Below are 18,823 nucleotides of genomic sequence, written 5' to 3'. Positions count from 1 at the left end.
CTCGACCTAGACAAGCCTATACAAGCTTAGACAAGTCTGACAAGATCGTTCTCAACGCGACCGAGATGGAGACGACGGCCATGACCACGGCGACACGCTGGGACCGGATCTGGGTGAACCTGCATGTGGCGACCATGGTCCCGGGCGACGAGCCCTATGGCGCGATCGGCGATGCCGCGGTCGCGGTGAAGGATGGCCGCATCGCCTGGGTCGGTCCGGCGCAGGATCTGCCCGGCCTGCCCGACATGCTGGCGGCCGAGGTGATCGATGCCGGCGGCGCCTGGATGACGCCGGGGCTGATCGACTGCCATACCCATCTGGTCCATGGCGGCAATCGCGCCCGGGAATTCGAACTGCGGCTCAACGGCGCCTCTTACGAAGAGATTGCGAAGGCCGGCGGCGGCATTCTGTCCACCGTCACCGCCACCCGCGCCGCCGATCAGGACCGGCTGATCGCCGATGCCCTGCCCCGGCTGGATGCGCTGCTCGCCGAAGGTGTGACCACGGTCGAGATCAAGTCGGGCTACGGCCTCGAAACCGATACCGAGCTGCGCATGCTGCGCGCCGCCCGGGCCCTCGGCACCCGCCGGCCGGTCGAGATCCGCACCACCCTGCTCGGCGCCCATGCGCTGCCGCCCGAATTCGCCGACGATGCCGAGGCCTATGTCGATCTGGTGGTGCGCGAGATGATCCCGGCCGCTGCCGAGGCCGGCCTTGCCGATGCGGTCGATGCCTTCTGCGAGCGGATCGCCTTCTCCACCGCCCAGACCCGCCGGGTGTTCGATGCGGCCCGTGCCGCCGGCCTGCCGGTCAAGCTGCATGCCGAACAGCTGAGCGACCAGAAGGGCGCGGTGCTCGCCGCCGAATTCGGTGCCCTGTCGGCCGATCATCTGGAATATCTGGGGGTCGACGGCGTGCGCGCCATGGCCGCCGCCGGCACCGTGGCGGTGCTGCTGCCCGGCGCCTTCTACATGCTGCGCGAAAAGCAGCTGCCGCCGATCCTGGAACTGCGTGCGGCCGGCGTGCCGATTGCCATCTCCACCGACTGCAACCCCGGCACCTCGCCGGTGACCTCTCTGCTGCTGATGGTCAACATGGCCTGCACCCTGTTCCGCCTGACGCCCGAAGAGGCGCTGGCCGGCGTCACCCGCGTGGCGGCACGGGCGCTGGGGCTGGAAGATCGCGGCACCATCGCCCCGGGCCTGCGTGCCGACCTCGCCCTCTGGCGGATCGGCACACCGGCCGAACTGGCCTATATGGTCGGCTTCAATCCCTGCATCCAGGTCGTCCGGGGCGGCCGGCCGCGGGATCCGCGCATGGGCTTTGCAGGGGAAGCCGCCGCATGACCCAGCCGCTCTACCGCCGGATCAAAGAGGCGATCCGCGCCCGGGTCATCGAGGGCGACTGGCCCGAAGGCAGCCAGCTGCCGTCGGAGAACCGCCTTCTGGAGGAATTCGGCGTCAGCCGGATGACCGTGCACCGGGCCCTGCGCGAGCTGACCGACGAGGGCCTGCTCGCCCGGGTTCAGGGGGTAGGCACCTTCGTGGCCGAGCGCCGCCCCGGGGTTTCGGTGGTGGAGCTGCGGTCGATCGCCGACGAGATCACCACCCGCGGCAATCGCCATGCCGCGCGGGTGGAGGTGCTGGACGAGGTGACGGCCGATGCCGCCCTCGCCCGGCAGATGAACCTGCCCGAAGGGGCCCGGCTCTGGCATTCGATCGTGCTGCACACCGAAAACGACGTGCCGATCCAGCATGAAGAGCGCTGGGTGAACCCGGTTCTGGCGCCGGACTATCCGGCCCAGGATTTCACCCGCATCACCCCCACCGCCTATCTGTCGGGCCTCCATGCCACACCGGATGTCGAACATGTGATCGAGGCGACCGCCGCCCCCAAGGCCATCGCCGCCCGGCTCGGCATCGCCCGCAACGATCCCTGCCTCAGGCTCACCCGCCGCACCTGGGTGGATCGCGGCGTGGTCACGCTCGCGATCCTCACCCATCCGGGCACCCGCTTCCGCCTCGGCACCCGCTTCCGGGCCGGTCCCGGCACCATGCCGCTGGCGGCGGGCTTCTGAGGTCAGCCGCTGGCACGCGCCAGCAGCCGGCCCATATTGCGGATCACCGCCGCCCCGACACCGCGCCGTTTCGGGCCCAGGATGGCATCGGTCGGGCCTCGCCCCTCGATCGCCAGATGCCGGCCCAGCGTGCTGCCGAACCCGGCCAGCCACACCGCCGAAAACCGGTTCACCCGGCCCAGGATCGATCGCATGTCGACATACATCACCCGGACGGTCTCGTCGCTGTCCGGGTGCTTCTTGGTCAGCGGCAACGGCTTGCCGCCCACCGCCTGATACATCGGCACCAGGCGCGGAATCGCATCGAACAGCATGAAACGCACGCCCATCGACAGGCTCAGCCGCTCCACCTCGCGGAACAGGTCATAGCGGATGCGGTTGCCGCGGAAATCCGGATGGACCACCAGCCGCGAGACCTCGACGAAACCGCCCTCCCAAAACTTGTCCGGCACCGGCACCTGGGCCTGCAGCTCGCTCAACGACCGGTCGCCGCCATTGACCACCAGCCGGGCGGTGGCGATCGGCTTGTCGCCCAGATAGGCCAGAAACAGGATCGACGAGCCGTCCAGCCGGTCCGCCCAGTCGGACGGGTCGCGCGCCTCGGGCCGGCGCCCGTAGAACTGGTTGGCATCCCGCCGAAGCGCGCGGGCCGTCACCATATCCGCCGCACCCGCCGCCGGCACCACCCGCAGATGCCGCATCAGCCCGCGCGGCTTCAGCCCATGGGTCCAGAGCGCCTGGATCCCGAAACCGGGCGCGGTGCAGGCGGCCAGCACCGCCGCCCGGTCGATCGCCGCCGGATCGGCCATGCGCAGCAGGACGCGCACGGTTTCAGCCCCGCTCTCCACCGCCACGATCCGGCTGCGCAGCCGGAAGGGATCGGCCCAGGGCCGCACCACGGTCAGGGTCATCAGCGTGCCCGGCACCAGCAGGGCGGCCGGTCCCGTCACCTCCGCCACCGCCTCATAAGGTCCGATGGCCGTGACCAGGGCCGGCAGCCGCCGCCGGTTCAGGCTCCGGCCGTCCAGCATCGCCGGCAGGGCCTCGGCCGGCCGCGGCAGCTGATCGGCCACCGGCGCAGGGATCGCGGCATCCAGCCGCACGATGCCGCGCGCGGCCTCCACCGAAAGGCAGCCGAGCCGAAGCGGCCCCAGCCGCCGCCGACGGATCGCACGCCGGTCGACCCTGGGTTCCACCGCCACCGCCGTGGCCGGATCGGCCAGCCGCCCCGCCACGTCCTCGGGCAGATGCCCGCCGGCCGCCACGAAGGACCAGCCGCCCCCGGCATCCCAGACCAGGCGCCCGTTCAGCCGGTCCGGCCCGGCATGCAGGCAGACGGCCACCGCATGCGGCGGCGACAATCCGGCCGCCGCCATGGGGGATGGCGCAGGTGGCGGCGCCTCTGCCGCGGGCCTGGCCATTGCATCAGTGACGGGCAAATCGATCAGGGTCATGGCGCGCCTCCCCAGCCGCGGCTGAACCTTTTGAATAACGATACTTTTGATTGTAAATTATAATCACTCTCGGTTGATAATCAAAATTATGTATTGCGATACGAGACAAATTCTGTCGGTTTCCGCCGCAACGCCGTGTCGTCAGCATCCGGGGGCCGGGTTGTTTGGCGATTGATAATCAACCATTGAATGATATTCTTGCCCGCAATACGCGGCATGATTTTCTCACGGTCCGCGCATCCTTCGCGGACGGCCGCGACCACCTGCGCCTCGGCGGAGGGTTCGCCATGCACATAGAAGACCTCGCAGCCCTGATCCAGGACGACGTGTTTGTGCCGGTCCGCATCGATGCGGCTGGTGGTGTCGACATCCTGCTCAAGATCGAAGGGCTGAACCCCGCAGGGTCCATCAAGTTCAAGACCGCGCTCGCGATGATCGCCGACATGGAACGATCCGGGCGCCTGAAGCCCGGCGCCACGGTGGTCGAAAGCTCGTCGGGCAATCTGGGCCTCGCACTCAGCATCGTCTGCCGTGCGCTCGGCTATGGGTTCGTCTGCGTCTCGGATCCCAACATTTCCCCCGCCACCCGCGACATGATCGAGGCCACCGGCGGCCGGATGGAGCCGGTGACCGAAACCGACGAGAATGGCGGCTATCTGGGCACACGGCTCCGGCGGATCGCCGCCCTGCTCGACCGCCATTCGGGCTGGGTCTGGACCAATCAATACGGCAATCCGGCCGCGAAATGGGCCCATCACCGCTGGACCGGCCCTGCCGTGCGGCGGCGGGTCGACCGGCCGGATTTCCTGTTCGTCGGTGTCGGCACCGCCGGCACGGCCATGGGTTGCGCGGAATACTTCCGGATCAATGCACCCGATACAAGGGTGATCGGGGTCGACAGCGTCGGGTCGGTGACCTTCGGCCAGACGCCGGGCCGGCGCTACCTGCCGGGGCTGGGCGCCAGCCAGCAGCCGCCGCTTTTCGAAGCCACCATGCTGGACGAACAGGTGATCGTGCCCGAGACCGAAACCGTCACCGCCTGCTGGCGCTTCCGCCGCCGCCACGGCTTCCTGATCGGCGCCTCCACCGGCACCGTGCTGGCCGGCATCGCCCGCCATGCCGCAGCCGGCGCCATCCCGCCCGGTGCCACGGTGGTCGCACTCTCGCCCGATCTGGGCGACCGCTATGCCGCGACCCTCTACGACGCAGCCTGGATCGGCAGCCGTTATGCCGACCTTCCCCCCGACATTGCCGAGGCCCTTGCCGCATGACCGACCGCATGCTTCAGCCGGCCCCCTTCACCGTGATCGGTGCCGAGGCCGTCCGCCGGGCCCTTGCCGCCCGTCCCGATCATCTGGTCGCCCTGGTGCGCGACACCTATCTGGCCCACGACGCCGGGCTGACCGTCAATCCCGACAGCTATTTCCTGCGCTTCCCCGACCGGCCCGGCGACCGGATCATCGCCCTGCCGGCGGCGATCGGCGGCGATGACCCGGTCTCGGGTATCAAATGGATCGCAAGCTTTCCCGGCAACCTTGCCCGCGGCATCGACCGTGCCTCGGCCGTGCTCGTCCTGAACGATGCCGGGACCGGTTATCCTGTCGCCTGCCTGGAAAGCTCGATCATCAGCGCCGCCCGCACCGCCGCCTCGGCGGTGCTGGGGGCCGAACTGCTCCATGGTCCTGAAAAGCGGGCCCGGCAGGTGGCGGTGATCGGCACCGGGCCGATCGCGCGCGCCATCACCGACATGCTGTTCGCCACCGGCTGGCAGGCGGGCGAACTGGTCGCCCATGATCTCGACCTCGCCCGCGCGACGGCCTTCGCCGATGCGATCGGGCTGCGCCGGCGGATCCCCACCCGGGCCACCGCCGACATCGCCGCGGCGATCAGCCAGGCCGATCTGGTGATTTTCGCCACCACCGCCGGCCGGCCGCATGTGCTCGATGCCGGGCTCTTCGCCCATGCCCCGACCGTGCTTCACATCTCTTTGCGTGATCTGGGGCCCGAGGTGATCCTCTCGGCCTGGAACCTGGTCGACGATGTCGATCACGCGCTCAAGGCCGATACCTCGCTGCATCTGGTCGAAAAGGCCCGCGGCGATCGCGGTTTCGTCGCCGGCACCATCGCCGATGCGGTGCGTGGCCGGATCATGCCCGACCGCAGCCGTCCCCGGATCTTCTCCCCCTTCGGCATGGGCATCCTGGACCTCGCCCTGGGTCTGGATGTCTGGAAAACGGTCACCGACCAGGGCGGCGGGGTCGTTGTGCCGGACTTCTTCCCGCGCACCGCGACCCTCGGCCTCTGACTGGCTCTCACCCTCCGGTCCGCGCCAGCAGCCGGCCCATGCCGCGGATCACCGCCGCGGCGGGGCTGCGGCGGGCGGGGCCCAGGATCACATCGGTCGGCTCGCGCCCTGCGATCTCCAGATGCCGGCCCAGCGTGCCGCCGAACCCCGCCAGCCAGACCGCCGAGAACCGGTTCACCCGGGCCAGAATCGCGCGCATGTCGACATACATCACCTGCTCGATCTCGTCGCTGTCCTGGTGCTTCTTGGTCAGCGGCAGCCGGCGGCCGCCCACCGCCTCGTAAAGCGGGGCAAGCTTGGGGATGGCGTCGAACAGCAGATAGCGCACCCCCAGCCCCAGGGCCAGCCGCTCCACCTCCCGGAACATGTCGAGGCGGATGCGGTTGCCGCGGAAATCCGGATGCACCACCAGCCGGGACACCTCGACGAAGCCGCCCTCCCAGAATTCCTCCGGCACCGGCACCAGGGCCTGCAATTCGCTTCTGGACCGGTCACCGCCATTGACCACCAGCCGGGCGGTGGCGATCGGCTTGTCGCCCAGCAGGCCCAGAAACAGGATCGAGCAGGTATCGAGCGGATCGGCCCAGGCCTCCGGGTCATGGGCATCGGGCCTGCGGCCATAGAACTGGTTGGCGTCCCGCCGCAGCCTGTAGACGGTCGCCATGTCGGCCAGCCCCGCCACCGGCACCACCCGCAGATGCCGCATCAGCCCACGGGGCTTCAGCCCATAGGTCCAGAGCGCATGGATACCGAAACCCGGCGCGGTGCAGGTGGCCAGCACCGCCGCCCGGTCCACCGAGGCAGGATCGGCCATGCGCAGCACGATCCGTGCCCCGGCATCGCCCGCGCCCGCCTCTACCGCGATGATCCGGCCAAGCAGGCGGAACGGCGTGGCCCAGGGCCGCGGCACCGTCAGGGTCATCACGGTTCCGGGCACCAGCAGGGCGGCGGGGCCGGTCACCTCCGCCACCGCTTCGTAGGGGCCGATGGCGGTAATACAGGCCGGCAGCCGCCGCCGGTTCAGGCTGCGCCCATCCAGCATCGCCGGCAGCGGTTCGGCCGGGCGTGGCAGCCGCTCGGCCACGGGGCCGCAGAGCGCCGCGGTCAGCCGCACCACGCCCCGCCCGGCATCGACCGAGGCGACCGCCATCCTGAGCGGCCCCAGCCGCCGCCGGCGCAGCCGCCGCCGGTCGACCATCGGCACCGTCGCGACCGCGGTCGCCGGATCGGCCAGCCGCCGGGCGACCGTTTCGGGCAGGCGGCCACCGGCCGCCGTGAAACACCAGCCGCCGGCGATATCGCGTGACAGCCGCCCGTTCAGCCGGTCCGTGCCGACATGCAGAAAGCTCGCCACGGCATGCGGCGGCGGCAGCCCCGCCGCCGCTTCCGGGTCCCGGACCGGCGGACTCGCCATCCTCGCGGCTTCCGGCGCCCGCCCGGTGACGGGCAGATCGATCAGGGTCATGGCACGCCTCCCCGGTGATGGTCGCGTTCCTTGCAAAACGTGCCGGAGATTGTAGGGCATATCTACTTTCAGTTGATCAACAAAACGACGTGCTGTCGTCAGAGGTCGCGGCTATCATCGATCGGTCCCCTCGCGCTTTCCGCCCGGAGCCCCACCCGCATGACGCCGATCGATGCCACCCTGGCCTTCACCCTGGCCGCCCTGTTGATGACCCTGACCCCCGGCCTCGACACGGCGCTGGTGCTGCGCACGGCTGCGGTCGAAGGGCCGAAGCGCGGCATGCAGGCAGGCGCCGGCATCTGCATGGGCGTGCTCGCCTGGGGTGCCATCGCCGCGGTCGGGCTGGGGGCCGTGCTGGCGGTGTCCAGGCTCGCCTACGACGCGCTCAGGATCGTGGGGGCCGCCTATCTGATCTGGATGGGCATCTCGATGATCCGCGGCGCCCGTACCGGCGGCGCGGCGCTCGACGCCACCGCCGCAGCGGCGATGCCGCGCGGCCGCAGCCAGGGCTGGTTCATGCGCGGTCTGCTCACCAACCTGCTCAACCCCAAGGTCGGCGTGTTCTACGTCACCTTCCTGCCGCAATTCATCCCGGCAGGCGGCGACGTGCTCACCTGGAGCCTCGCTTTCGCCGGCATCCATGCCGTCGAGGGCCTGCTCTGGTTCCTGGCCCTCACTCTCGCCACGCGCAGCCTCGCCTCGGTTCTGAGGCGCGGGGCCGTGGTCGCCTGGCTCGACCGGGTGACCGGCGGGGTGCTGGTGCTGTTCGGTCTCAAGCTCGCCGTCGACGTCCGCTGAGCCGCGGCCGGCGCCGGCATTCGCTCAAGGGAGGTCCAAGCGCATGGCGGTCCGGATCCGGCGCGCGGTCGAAAGCGACATGTTTGCGGTCTACAAACTGCTGCGGTCGTCGACCCTGAATGCCCGCAACCTGCCGCTCGATGCCCGGCGGCGCATGTTCCGCCCGGTCTGGGGCGGCAACGAGGGCTATTACGGCTTCCTGATGGAAGACGGCAACGAGGTGACCGGCTTCCTCGGCACCCTGTTCACCACCCGCGAGATCGACGGCCAGCCCCAGGATTTCTGCGAAATCCACAGCTGGTATGTCCGCGACAGCCATCGCGATGAAAGCCTGAACCTGCTGCTGCCGGTGATCGGCATGCGCAAGCGCACCATCGTCAACCACACGCCGACCCAGACGGTCTACGACATCGGTGCGCGGTTCGGCTTCAAGGATCTGGAAACCGGCGTCGTCGCCTTCTACCCGCTGCCCACCAGCCTGGGCCGGCCCGAGTATCGGGTCGGCAACCGGCTGGTGCCGGACCGGATCGACCCGGCCTCGCTCCGCATCCTGTCGGACCATCGCGACCTGCGCGACTGCCACCACGTCGCGATCGAAGATCCCGACGGCCCGCCGGTCTATGCCATGTTCAAGACCGTGCGCCGACGCTGGTTCGAACCCTTCGGCCGGCTGATCCATACCAGCGATCCGGCCGCCTTCGGCCGGCTGGCGGGGCGGATCGCCTGGCGGCTGTGCCTGCGCAACCGCTGGCAGGCGATCATCGCCAACCAGACGATCTTCGATGGCGTTCCCCTCACCGGCGTCACCCGGCGGGTCGGCCGGGACGTGCCGTCACAGTTCCGCTCAAAGACGCTGGAGGCGCACCAGATCGACCAGCTCTGCTCGCAGCCCCTGCTTCAGGGCTATCGGCTGCACTGAAGCCCCGGCGCGCCGCCCGGGGATCAATCCCGATCGGCCATCGCCGCCGCCTTGAGCGGGATCGGCCGGCCGCTGCTGCGCCGGGTGCGCTGGGCTGCGGTCACCACCGGGCGCCCGGCGGGGATCTGCGCGGCTGGGGCGGCGGATGCCTCGTCCTGCACCTCAACCACCTCCTGCACCGCAGCGGCGGTCTCGACGACCGCGGTCCCGGTTTGGGCAGCCACAGGCGCGGCGGACAGGTCCCGATCGTCGATCCGGAAGCCGGCCACCATCTCGGCCAGCTGGTCGGCATCGCCGATCAGTTCGGCCGCAGCCACGGCACTGGTGCGGGCGGCCATGCGGTTCTCGGCCGAGGCAGCACCCAGCGCCTCCAGCTCGCGCAGCACCGCATCGCCGGCATCGCGGGCCTGGGCGGATGCCTCGGCCACCTCGCCTGCCGCCCGGGCCACCTCGGCGCTGCTGCCGGCAATCTCGTCGGCCGCCCCCGCCTGTTCCGCCACCGCCTGGGCGATGGCCATCGCCGCACCATCGGCCCGGCCGACGGCTTCGGCGATCCGGGCCATGCCGGCCTCGATCCGGCCGATGCGGGTTTCCAGATCGGCCATGGCGGCGACCACCTCGCCCACCACCGCCTGGCTGGCGACGATCTTGGCCCCGATCTCTTCGGCCGCATCGGCCGACTGGGCGGCAAGGCGCTTCACCTCGCCCGCCACCACCGCAAAGCCCCGCCCGGCCTCACCGGCGCGGGCCGCCTCGATCTGCGCGTTCAGGGCCAGCATGTGGGTCTGCTGGGCGATATCCAGGATCACCTGATTGACCGAGCCGATGCCCCGGCTCGATTCGTCCAGCCGGGTGACCGATCGGGTCGCGGCCAGGGCGGCCTCGGCGCCGTCGGCGACGATCCGGCCGACCTCGCGGCCCTCATCGACGGCGGCGCGCATCGCCTCGGTGACCGATCGGGCATGGCCGTCCAGATTGCGGTTGGCCATCACGATCCGCTGCACCGCATCCGATGCCGCGGCAGCACTCGCCGACAGCTCTTCCGCGATCGATCCCAGCCCCGACAGCACGTTCATGGTCTGGCCGGCAGAGCTGCGGGCGGCGGCCGCGCGTCCCTCGGTCTGGTCGGCGGCCTGGCCCAGCCGGCCACCCATCCGGTCCAGATCGCGCGACCGCACCGCCAGCGAGGCGCCGACATCCCGCACCCGGCCCAGATCGCCTCGCAGCCGGGCCAGCATATGGTCCAGGTCGCGGGCCATGGCACCCACCTCGTCATTGCGCCGGCCGCCGTCATGCTCGGCGGTCAGATCGCCTTCCGCCGCGCGGGCCAGAACCTTGCGCATGCCGCCGATCGGCCTCGTCACCGCCCGGCCGATGATCAGCCCGGCAAGCAGGGCCGCAACCGCCGCCGCCACGGCCAGCCCGATCATCGCGAAACGGGTATCGGCGGTCGCCGCCGCCTCGGCGGCACCGCGGGCATCGGCGGTCTGGGTCAGGCTGCGCCGGGTGTCGGCCAGAAGCTGCGCGGCGCTGGGCCCCAGCACCTCCACCGCCTCGGTGCGGCGTTCGGCGACCTGCCCCACCAGCTCGCGCAGGGTCTTCGCCCCTTTGGCCAGATCGTTGCGCAGGCCGGAAATCTTCGACAGCGTCTCCAGCCGCCCCGGATGCATCATCTTCAGTTCCAGCGACAGCACCGCCCGCCTGGTCTCGGCCAGCGCCGCATCCATCGCGTCGGCATGGGCCATGTCGCCGGATGCCATGAACAGGCCCGCTTCTTCCCGCGCCGTCAGCAGGAAGCGCTGGATCACCGCCGCCTGATAGGCCGACTGGATGTCCTGATCGATATAGCTTTCGCGGATGATGTCGGTCAGCCCGCCTTCCGAGGTCCTGAAGGCCGGCTCCATCCGGTCCCGCCACAGCGCGCCACGGGCGATCTCCACCTCGGCCAGTTCCTCGACCGCCCGGGCGAAGGCCCGGGTTGCGGCCGCCACCTGCTCCGCCGCCGGTCCCAGAGCGTCGATCCGCTCTTCGGCCGAGCGGACATGGCTGCGGAACGCCTCCAGCCGTGCCGGATCGCCCGTCGCCACCAGCAGATCGGCAGCGGCGCCGGCGGCGGCCAGGTCACCTTCGGCCGCGGCCATGGCGCGGGCGGCGCCGACATCGTCCTTATAGGCGGCAAGCCCGGTTCCAGCCCGGTCCAGTGCCACCACCGCCGCGCCAAAGCCGGCCACGGCCAGAACCAGCAGAACGGCGAAGCCGATCGTCAGCTTGCGACGGATGGTCATGGAACGCACGCTCCCGAACCGATTGACGACAGGCCCCCCGGAACCGGGGCGACCAATTCGCCAAGAGGTATAGGGTGGCGATGACATGCGCATGACGGTGCAATGACATTTAACGAACGGGTCACGCGCCCGCGGTCACGCACCCGGGGTCAGGCGGTCATCGTCCAGGGCAGCGTCACCGTCATCTCCAGCCCGCCCGTCGTCCGGTTGGCGGCGGCGATCCGCCCGCCATGGGCCTCCACCGTGCGCCGGGCGATGGCGAGGCCCAGGCCATAGCCCTGGCTGCGGCTGCCGTCGGGGCCGCGCACGAAGGGCTCGAAGATCGTGGCCAGCATCTCCGCCGGCACCCCCGGCCCCCGGTCGCGGACCCTGAGCACGTGGCGATGTGCCCGCGCGTCGATATCCACCGACACACTCACCACCCCACCTGCGGGCGAGAATTTCAGCGCATTGCGGATGATGTTCTCCACCGCCCGGCGCATCAGCTCGGCGCTGCCCTTGATCAGCATCGCGCCGGCCGCAAGGCTTGCCGCCGGCGTCACATGGCTCTCCACCGTCACCCCGGCGGGCCCGGCCTCGAACCGGGCATCGGCCACCACCGAGGCTACCAGCCCGTGCAGATCGAAATAATCCTCGCGGCGCGGGGCGTCGTTTTCCACCCGCGACAGGGTCAGCAGCTCGCCCACCAGCGTGTCGAGCCGTGCCGTTTCAAGCTCCAGCCGGTCCAGGGTCACCGCCACCCGATCGGGCGACTGGCGCACCAGCCCCACCGCCATATGCAGCCGGGCAAGCGGCGAACGCAGCTCGTGAGAGACGTCGTGCAGCAGCCGGTCACGCGCCGCCACCGTCTGTTCCAGCCGCGCCGCCATGACGTCGAAATCCCGGGCGAGATCGGCCAGTTCGTCGCGCCGCCGCCCCATCGCCGGGCCCAGCCGCACGCCGAGATCCCCGCCGGCCATGTCGTCGAAGCCCCGGCGCAGCCGCAGGATCGGCCGGATCAGATAGCGGGCGAGCGCAGTGCTGAACACCAGCCCGCCGCCGATCCCCAGCAGAATGATCTCAAGCGGGATCCGAAACGGCCCGCCCGGGCGGGGTGGCATGCGCAGATCCGACAGATCGCGCGACAGCTGCCACACCGTGCCGTCGGGCGCCAGGGCATGACGGATCAGCATGTCGTCCCGGCGGATGGCCGCCGGGTCCGGCAGGGCGCCGGCATCGGCCGGCCGCACCACCAGCCCCGCCCGCTCGGTCTCGGGCCAGACGGCGACCAGACGGTGCAGGGCCGGCAACCCGCCGCTTTCCAGCGCGGCCGCCGCCGAGGCCAGCTCCACGGGCGCCAGCCGGTCTTCGAACAGATGCACGATCGGTCGGGGCGGGTCGCCGAACAGCTGCATGGCGACCCACAGCGTCTCGACCATCAGGAAGAAGGTCACGCCGAAGCCGAACAGGATCTTCCAGAACAGCCGGCCTCTCACGGCCGCCAGGACGGGTATGCTCATGCACGGTTCACCCGATAGCCCACCCCGCGCACGGTTTCCAGCACGGTCTCGTCGACCCCGCGCTCGACCAGCTTGCGGCGCAGATGGCTCATATGGACATCGATGCTGCGGTCATAGGTCTCGTGCGGCCGGCCCAGCACCTCGCGCGACAGCTCGTCCTTGGCCACCACCCGGTTGCCGGCGCGGATCAGCCGTTCCAGCAGATTGAATTCGGTGGCGGTCAGATCCACGATCTCGCCGGCCACGATCACCCGCCGGGCTTCGGTCTCAAGCCGGATCGGCCCCGCCTCGATCGAGGCGGGCGCCACCAGCGCCGCCGCCTCGCTGCGGCGAAGCACCGCACGCAGCCGTGCGACCAGTTCGCGCGGATAGCAGGGCTTGGGCACGTAATCGTCGGCACCCAGTTCCAGCCCGACCACCCGGTCGACATCGTCGCCGCGGGCGGTGAGCATGATCACCGGCACCCGGCTGGCGGTGCGCAGCCGGCGCAGCACGTCCAGCCCGCCGATCCGCGGCAGCATGATGTCGAGCAGCACGGCGGCATAACCGCCGCCGAGTGCCGCCTCCAGCCCGGCATCGCCGGTGGTGACGAGAGTGGTGTCGAAACCTTCGCCGGCCAGATACTCGGTCAGCATGGCACCGAGTTCGGCATCGTCGTCGATCATCAGGATGCGCGGGCCGGACATGGATCCCTCTGTGCCGTCATGACGTTGCGCCGAACATATACCGGTCCGCGACCGGGCGTGAGGGGGCTCGCGTCGGTTTTACCGGGGTTTTACGTATCATCCACACAGGCCTTACCGACGGCGGCCTTCCGCTCGGTTATGCTCTAGCCCGACTTCTTCCGCCTCACCCAGGATCGAGCCGTTCATCCCGTGTCCTCCCCGTCCTCCGGTCCCGCCTCCGGCTTCGCCCGGCGCCTCCGCGCCCTGCGGCTGCCCGTGCTCCTCCTCGTCCTCGCCGCTGCCGGCTACGGCATCTGGCGCTACGCCTTCCCCGAGGCGCCGCCGGCGCCGCCGCCGACCGTTGCCGTCCACCGGGCGGATCTGGAAGACACCGTGCTCGCCAACGGCACGCTGGAAGCGATCAACATGGTCAGCGTCGGCGCCCAGGTCTCGGGCCAGATCAAGACGCTCGCGGTCGATGTCGGCGACAAGGTCAAGGCCGGCGACCTGATCGCCGAGATCGATTCGCTCAACCAGCAGAACGATCTGCGCAATGCCGAAGCGGCCCTCGCCAATGTCCGTGCCCAGTATCGCGCCAAACAGGCCGCGCTGAAACAGGCGGAACTCGCCTTCAGGCGCGAACGCGAACTTCTGGCCGGCCGCGCCGGTGCCCGGGCCGATTACGAAAACGCCGAGGCGACGCTCGCCACCACAAAGGCCGAACTCGCCGCGCTGGAAGCCCAGATCGCGCAGGCCGAAATCACCGTCGACACGGCCAAGGTCGATCTGGGCTACACCCGGATCACGGCACCCATGGACGGCACGATCGTGGCCGTGGTCGCCAAGGAAGGCCAGACGGTGAACGCGGTGCAGAGCGCGCCGACCATCGTGATGCTGGCCCAGCTCGACACCATGACCGTCACCGCCGAGGTCTCGGAAGCCGACGTGACCCGGGTCGTGCCCGGCCAGGACGTCTATTTCACCATTCTGGGGGAACCCGGCCGGCGCTATACCGGCAAGCTGCGGTCGGTCTATCCGGCGCCGGAATCGGTCGCCACCACCTCCAGCTCCACCACCTCCTCGTCCTCCTCCAGCAGTTCGTCGTCTTCGTCCAGCACGGCGATCTATTACGATGCGCTGTTCGACGTGCCCAATCCCGACGGCAAACTCAGGATTTCGATGACCGCCCAGGTCTCGATCATCATCGACCGGGCCCCTGATGCCCTCACCATCCCGTCCTCCGCGCTCGGTACCCGTGCCGCCGACGGCAGCTATATGGTTCAGGTGCTGGGTGCCGACGGCACCATCACCCCACGCAAGGTGACGGTCGGCATCGACAACAACGTTCAGGCCCAGATCCTGACCGGGCTTGAAGAGGGCGAGCGGGTGGTCGCCACCAACACCGCCACCGTCGGCACCAACATGCAGGCGCGCCGCCCCCGTGGCCCGATGGGGTTCTGAGCCCGTGACCGGAACCGATACAGCCAGGGAACCCCTGCTCCGGGTCCGCGGCCTGCGCCGCGAATTCCCGGCCGGCGACCGCATGGTCGCGGTGCTTCAGGACGTCGACCTCGACATCGAGGCGGGCGAGATGGTCGCCATCATCGGCGCCTCCGGCTCGGGCAAGTCGACGCTGATGAACATTCTGGGCTGCCTGGACCGGCCCAGCGCCGGCTCTTATCGCATCGCCGGCCGCGACACCCGCGAGCTGGAGCCCGACGAGCTGGCGGAACTCCGCCGCGAGCATTTCGGCTTCATCTTCCAGCGCTACCACCTGCTCTCGACGCTGACGGCGGTCGAGAATGTCGAGATTCCGGCAGTCTATGCCGGCGGCGACCGGCGCAGCCGGCGGGAGCGGGCGCTGGAACTGCTGGGTCGGCTGGGGCTCGGCGACCGCACCGGCCACCGGCCAAGCCAGCTGTCGGGCGGCCAGCAGCAGCGGGTCAGCGTCGCCCGCGCGCTGATGAACGGCGGCCGGGTGATCCTGGCCGACGAGCCCACCGGCGCGCTCGACAGCCGCAGCGGCGAAGAGATGCTGAAGCTGCTGGGCGAACTGCATCAGCAGGGCCACACGATCATCATCGTGACCCACGATGCCAAGGTGGCGGCGATCGCCGACCGGATCATCGAGATCAGCGACGGCCGGATCATCGCCGACCGCCGCAAGGAAGATGCCGGTGCGCCCACCGGCGACCGCCTGGCACCGGCCGGGCGGCGCGGCGGTTTCGGCATCGCCCGTCATCTCGAAGCCTTCCGCATGGCCCTGCGGGCGATGGTGGCTCATCGCCTGCGCACCTTCCTCACCATGCTCGGCATCATCATCGGCATCGCCTCGGTGGTCTCGGTGGTGGCCCTCGGCGAAGGCTCGCAGCAGGAAATCCTGAAAAGCATCTCGTCGATCGGCACCAACACCATCGATGTCATGCCGGGCGAAAGCTTCGGCGACATGCGCGCCGGCCGGGTACGCACCCTGCTGCCGTCGGATGCCGAGGCGCTGGCAAGCCAGCCCTATGTCGACAGCGTCACCCCCCAGGTCTCCAGTTCGGCGACGCTGCGCTACGGCAATGTCTCGCTCACCGCCTCGATCTCGGGCGTCGGGCCGCAATTCTTCCGGGTGCGCGGCTATACCATGGCCGACGGCCAGATCTTCAACGACACCAGTGTCGAACGCCGCGCCCAGGAAGCGGTGATCGACACCAAGACCCGCGACGAGGTGTTCAAGCATGGTGTCGACCCGATCGGCGAAGTCATCTTCCTCGGCACCGTGCCGGTGCGGGTGATCGGGGTCGCCAACACCCAGGACAGCGCTTTCGGCAGCTCGGATGCGCTCAATGTCTGGATCCCCTACACCACCGCGATGAACCGGGTGCTGGGCCAGAACTATCTGCAGCGGATCACCGTCCGCGTCTCCGACGAGGTGGCCAGCGACGTGGCCGAGCGCAACATCCAGGCGCTGCTGACCCGACGCCACGGCGTGCGGGACTTCTTCATGATGAACACCGACACCATCCGCCAGACGATCGAGAGCACCACCCAGACCATGACCCTGCTGGTCTCGATGATCGCGCTCATCTCGCTGATCGTCGGCGGCATCGGCGTGATGAACATCATGCTGGTCTCGGTTACCGAGCGGACGCGTGAGATCGGCGTGCGCATGGCGGTGGGCGCGCGTCAGGGCGACATCCTGCGCCAGTTCCTGATCGAGGCGGTGCTGGTCTGCCTGCTGGGCGGTGCGCTGGGCGTCGGCCTCGCCTTCGGCATCGGCGCCCTGCTGGAGCAGAACGGCGTGGCCATGATCTATTCCGGCACCTCGATCATCGCGGCTTTCGCCTGCTCCACCCTGATCGGCATCATCTTCGGTTTCCTGCCCGCCCGCTCCGCCGCACGGCTGGATCCGGTCGAGGCCCTGGCGCGGGAATGACGTCCATGTCCCCTCTCCGCATCTCCCTCGCCCTTATGGTCGCCACCGCCCTCTCGGGCTGCGGCGGTCTGATGGAAACGCCCTACGACCGGCCGGCCCTTCAGCTTCCGGCCGGCTGGCAACAGGGCAGTTCCGCCGACCGGGCCCTGCCCAGAACCCTCGATGCCGCATCGGTCAAGGCCGATGCCTGGTGGACGGTGTTCCAGGAACCCGAACTCGACCGGCTGATCGACCGGGCCTTCGCCCGCAACAACGACCTTGCCGCCGCGGCGATCGCGGTACGCCGGGCCCAGCTTCAGGCGGGGCTGGCGGAAGACGACACCCTGCCCCGGCTCGGCTCGTCCACCCAGGTCTCACGCGACCGGGAACTCGCCGACGACACCAGCGCCACCAGCTATTCCACCAACCTCACGGTCAGCTGGGAGCTGGACCTCTGGGGCCGGCTGGGGCGCACGCTCGACGCCGCCCGCTTCGAGGCCGCCGCCACCGAACAGGACCGGCAGGCGACCGCCCTCAGCCTGGCCGCCACCACGGCCGAGCTTTACTGGACCCATGTCTATCTCACCCAGCGCCTGGCCCTGGCCGATGCCAGTCTGGACTATGCGCGCCGGATCGCCGACATCGTCGATGTGCGCTGGCGGGCGGGTGCGGTCTCCGATCTCGACCGGCTCCAGGCCCGGCAGAATGTCGAATCGCAGGAAGCCGCGCGGCTGCTGATCCTGCAAAGCCAGGTGGAGAACGACAACGCGCTGTCGATCCTGTTCGATGCCCCGCCCCAGCCGGTGGATCTGGCCCGCGACCGCCTGCCGGACGGCATGCTCCCGGCGATCCCGGCCGGGCTGCCGGCGGGCGTGCTGGCCCGCCGGCCCGACATCCGGGCGGCGGAACTCAGGCTGCGTGCCAATCTCGCCGATATCGACGCCACCCGCGCCAGCTATCTGCCGACCTTCTCGCTGACCGGCAGCCTGGGCGGCAGCAGCGTCGCACTGCGCGACCTGCTCGCCAACCCGGTGGCGACGCTTGGCCTGGGCCTTACCCTGCCCTTCCTGAACTGGACCGAGCGCGACCTGACCATCCGCACCTCCGAAGCCGATTACGAGGCCGCGGTGGTCAATTTCCGCCAGACCCTCTACCAGGCTTTCGCCGACACCGAAAACGCCCTGTCGGCGCGCCAGCGCCGCGCCGAACGCGACCTGCGCCTTCAGGCCGCGCTCGAGGCCGCCCGCGCGGCCGAGCAGATCTACGAAACCCGCTACCGGGCGGGGGCCGTCGACCTCCAGTCCTGGCTGGACTCCCAGGAAACCCGCCGCACGGCCGAACTCAACCTGCTTGAAAACCGGCTGGAAGAGATCCGGGCGATGATCACGCTTTACCAGGCCCTCGGCGGATCGGCCACGTCTGCCGACCCATAACCACAGATAGCATCTTTAAACAGAAACACACCAGAGTTACCATCCGCTCATCCGGCGCCGTCATCATGCCGGATGAGCGTCGGATCGCCCTCGGCCCGCAATTCTTCCGCACCCCGGCAGCCATGGCGCATACGCCTCGTGTCCCGATGACCGACATGATCTTTCGAGGCATTTCACCATGGCAAACTTCACCGGCGGGGTCGGCGCAGACCGCATCACCGGCACCACAGGCCACGACCTGATCCAGGGTCGGGCGGGCAACGACATTCTCGACGGCCGGAGCGGCGACGACGTGCTCTCCGGTGAGAGTGGCAACGACCAGCTGGTCGGCGGCAGCGGCAACGATAGGATGGATGGTGGCACGGGGGACGATGTCATGATCGTCTCAGGCAGCTTCGGTATCGACACCTATCTCGGCGGCGCCGGCACCGACACCATCCGGCTCACAGGCGATGCCTGGAGCACCCGCTTCGCCGTCAAAACCACCGGCAGCATCGAACGCCTCGACATCGGCGAGTATGAC

15 protein-coding genes are annotated in these 18,823 nt (G+C 69.7%); 10 read left to right on the top strand and 5 right to left on the bottom strand.

Annotation, left to right across the window (positions count from 1 at the left end):
* Positions 1-80: 80 nt before the first annotated feature.
* Together hutI and hutC are read left to right on the top strand one after the other, a co-directional pair.
* Complete coding sequence (gene hutI, locus WI697_RS17330; RefSeq protein ID WP_345959317.1) at positions 81-1,346, top strand: imidazolonepropionase; 1,266 nt, start codon at positions 81-83, stop codon at positions 1,344-1,346.
* Positions 1,343-2,077 carry a histidine utilization repressor gene (gene hutC, locus WI697_RS17325; protein ID WP_345959316.1) on the top strand — a complete coding sequence of 245 codons (735 nt, stop codon included), beginning with the start codon at positions 1,343-1,345 and terminating at the stop codon, positions 2,075-2,077. The genes hutI and hutC overlap by 4 nt, the downstream gene beginning before the upstream one ends.
* Positions 2,078-2,079: 2 nt before the next feature.
* Here hutC and WI697_RS17320 read toward each other — a convergent pair whose 3' ends face one another.
* Positions 2,080-3,531 carry a GNAT family N-acetyltransferase gene (locus WI697_RS17320; RefSeq protein ID WP_345959315.1) on the bottom strand — a complete coding sequence of 484 codons (1,452 nt, stop codon included), beginning with the start codon at positions 3,529-3,531 and terminating at the stop codon, positions 2,080-2,082.
* Between the two features lie 287 nt (positions 3,532-3,818).
* Between WI697_RS17320 and sbnA the strand changes: the two genes are divergently transcribed.
* Both sbnA and sbnB read left to right on the top strand, forming a co-directional pair.
* Positions 3,819-4,802 carry a 2,3-diaminopropionate biosynthesis protein SbnA gene (gene sbnA / locus WI697_RS17315; protein ID WP_062761264.1) on the top strand — a complete coding sequence of 328 codons (984 nt, stop codon included), beginning with the start codon at positions 3,819-3,821 and terminating at the stop codon, positions 4,800-4,802.
* Entirely contained in the window at positions 4,799-5,836 is a 1,038-nt protein-coding gene (gene sbnB / locus WI697_RS17310; protein ID WP_345959314.1) for a 2,3-diaminopropionate biosynthesis protein SbnB, read from the top strand. Before sbnA ends, sbnB begins: the two co-directional genes overlap by 4 nt.
* A gap of 7 nt (positions 5,837-5,843) precedes the next feature.
* Here sbnB and WI697_RS17305 read toward each other — a convergent pair whose 3' ends face one another.
* Positions 5,844-7,301, bottom strand: a complete 1,458-nt coding sequence (locus WI697_RS17305; RefSeq protein ID WP_345959313.1) for a GNAT family N-acetyltransferase — start codon at positions 7,299-7,301, stop codon at positions 5,844-5,846.
* A 159-nt stretch (positions 7,302-7,460) separates the two neighbouring features.
* Between WI697_RS17305 and WI697_RS17300 the strand changes: the two genes are divergently transcribed.
* Together WI697_RS17300 and WI697_RS17295 are read left to right on the top strand one after the other, a co-directional pair.
* Positions 7,461-8,099 carry a LysE family translocator gene (locus WI697_RS17300; RefSeq protein WP_345959312.1) on the top strand — a complete coding sequence of 213 codons (639 nt, stop codon included), beginning with the start codon at positions 7,461-7,463 and terminating at the stop codon, positions 8,097-8,099.
* 43 nt (positions 8,100-8,142) lie between these two features.
* A complete protein-coding gene (locus tag WI697_RS17295) occupies positions 8,143-9,018 on the top strand; it encodes a GNAT family N-acetyltransferase (RefSeq protein WP_345959311.1) in 876 nt (291 codons plus the stop codon).
* 23 nt (positions 9,019-9,041) lie between these two features.
* Here the strand turns inward: WI697_RS17295 and WI697_RS17290 are convergent, their stop codons facing one another.
* From WI697_RS17290 to WI697_RS17280, 3 genes are all read right to left on the bottom strand, one after another.
* The gene (locus WI697_RS17290) at positions 9,042-11,303 is read right to left on the bottom strand and encodes a methyl-accepting chemotaxis protein (protein ID WP_345959310.1); all 2,262 of its coding nucleotides are present in this window, start codon (positions 11,301-11,303) and stop codon (positions 9,042-9,044) included.
* 149 nt (positions 11,304-11,452) lie between these two features.
* Positions 11,453-12,802 carry a HAMP domain-containing sensor histidine kinase gene (locus tag WI697_RS17285; RefSeq protein ID WP_345959309.1) on the bottom strand — a complete coding sequence of 450 codons (1,350 nt, stop codon included), beginning with the start codon at positions 12,800-12,802 and terminating at the stop codon, positions 11,453-11,455.
* On the bottom strand, positions 12,799-13,488 hold the full coding sequence (locus tag WI697_RS17280; protein WP_345959308.1) for a response regulator transcription factor: 690 nt from the start codon (positions 13,486-13,488) through the stop codon (positions 12,799-12,801). The genes WI697_RS17285 and WI697_RS17280 overlap by 4 nt, the downstream gene beginning before the upstream one ends.
* Before the next feature lie 249 nt (positions 13,489-13,737).
* Between WI697_RS17280 and WI697_RS17275 the strand changes: the two genes are divergently transcribed.
* From WI697_RS17275 to WI697_RS17260, 4 genes are all read left to right on the top strand, one after another.
* Positions 13,738-14,928: an efflux RND transporter periplasmic adaptor subunit gene (locus WI697_RS17275; protein WP_455722172.1), complete on the top strand. Its 1,191-nt coding sequence runs from the start codon at positions 13,738-13,740 to the stop codon at positions 14,926-14,928.
* 82 nt (positions 14,929-15,010) lie between these two features.
* Entirely contained in the window at positions 15,011-16,888 is a 1,878-nt protein-coding gene (locus tag WI697_RS17270; protein WP_345959411.1) for a MacB family efflux pump subunit, read from the top strand.
* 5 nt (positions 16,889-16,893) lie between these two features.
* Positions 16,894-18,300 (top strand): efflux transporter outer membrane subunit, encoded by a 1,407-nt coding sequence (locus WI697_RS17265; protein WP_345959306.1) that lies wholly within the window; start codon positions 16,894-16,896, stop codon positions 18,298-18,300.
* 178 nt (positions 18,301-18,478) lie between these two features.
* Positions 18,479-18,823: calcium-binding protein (locus tag WI697_RS17260; protein WP_409351434.1), on the top strand; the 345-nt coding region annotated here is incomplete at its 3' end.

The organism is Tistrella mobilis (assembly GCF_039634785.1).
Taxonomy (GTDB): Bacteria; Pseudomonadota; Alphaproteobacteria; order Tistrellales; family Tistrellaceae; genus Tistrella; species Tistrella mobilis.
Note: the sequence above shows the minus strand (reverse complement) of the source record. Positions and strands in the feature narration are given on the sequence as shown.

Excerpts from the sequence above, each read along its gene's own strand:
- hutI (WP_345959317.1), top strand. The coding sequence starts at position 81 with ATGACCACGGCGACACGCTGGGACCGGATCTGGGTGAACCTGCATGTG.
- hutC (WP_345959316.1), top strand. The coding sequence starts at position 1,343 with ATGACCCAGCCGCTCTACCGCCGGATCAAAGAGGCGATCCGCGCCCGG.
- WI697_RS17320 (WP_345959315.1), bottom strand. The coding sequence starts at position 3,531 with ATGACCCTGATCGATTTGCCCGTCACTGATGCAATGGCCAGGCCCGCG.
- sbnA (WP_062761264.1), top strand. The coding sequence starts at position 3,819 with ATGCACATAGAAGACCTCGCAGCCCTGATCCAGGACGACGTGTTTGTG.
- sbnB (WP_345959314.1), top strand. The coding sequence starts at position 4,799 with ATGACCGACCGCATGCTTCAGCCGGCCCCCTTCACCGTGATCGGTGCC.
- WI697_RS17305 (WP_345959313.1), bottom strand. The coding sequence starts at position 7,301 with ATGACCCTGATCGATCTGCCCGTCACCGGGCGGGCGCCGGAAGCCGCG.
- WI697_RS17300 (WP_345959312.1), top strand. The coding sequence starts at position 7,461 with ATGACGCCGATCGATGCCACCCTGGCCTTCACCCTGGCCGCCCTGTTG.
- WI697_RS17295 (WP_345959311.1), top strand. The coding sequence starts at position 8,143 with ATGGCGGTCCGGATCCGGCGCGCGGTCGAAAGCGACATGTTTGCGGTC.
- WI697_RS17290 (WP_345959310.1), bottom strand. The coding sequence starts at position 11,303 with ATGACCATCCGTCGCAAGCTGACGATCGGCTTCGCCGTTCTGCTGGTT.
- WI697_RS17285 (WP_345959309.1), bottom strand. The coding sequence starts at position 12,802 with ATGAGCATACCCGTCCTGGCGGCCGTGAGAGGCCGGCTGTTCTGGAAG.
- WI697_RS17280 (WP_345959308.1), bottom strand. The coding sequence starts at position 13,488 with ATGTCCGGCCCGCGCATCCTGATGATCGACGACGATGCCGAACTCGGT.
- WI697_RS17270 (WP_345959411.1), top strand. The coding sequence starts at position 15,011 with ATGGTCGCGGTGCTTCAGGACGTCGACCTCGACATCGAGGCGGGCGAG.
- WI697_RS17265 (WP_345959306.1), top strand. The coding sequence starts at position 16,894 with ATGTCCCCTCTCCGCATCTCCCTCGCCCTTATGGTCGCCACCGCCCTC.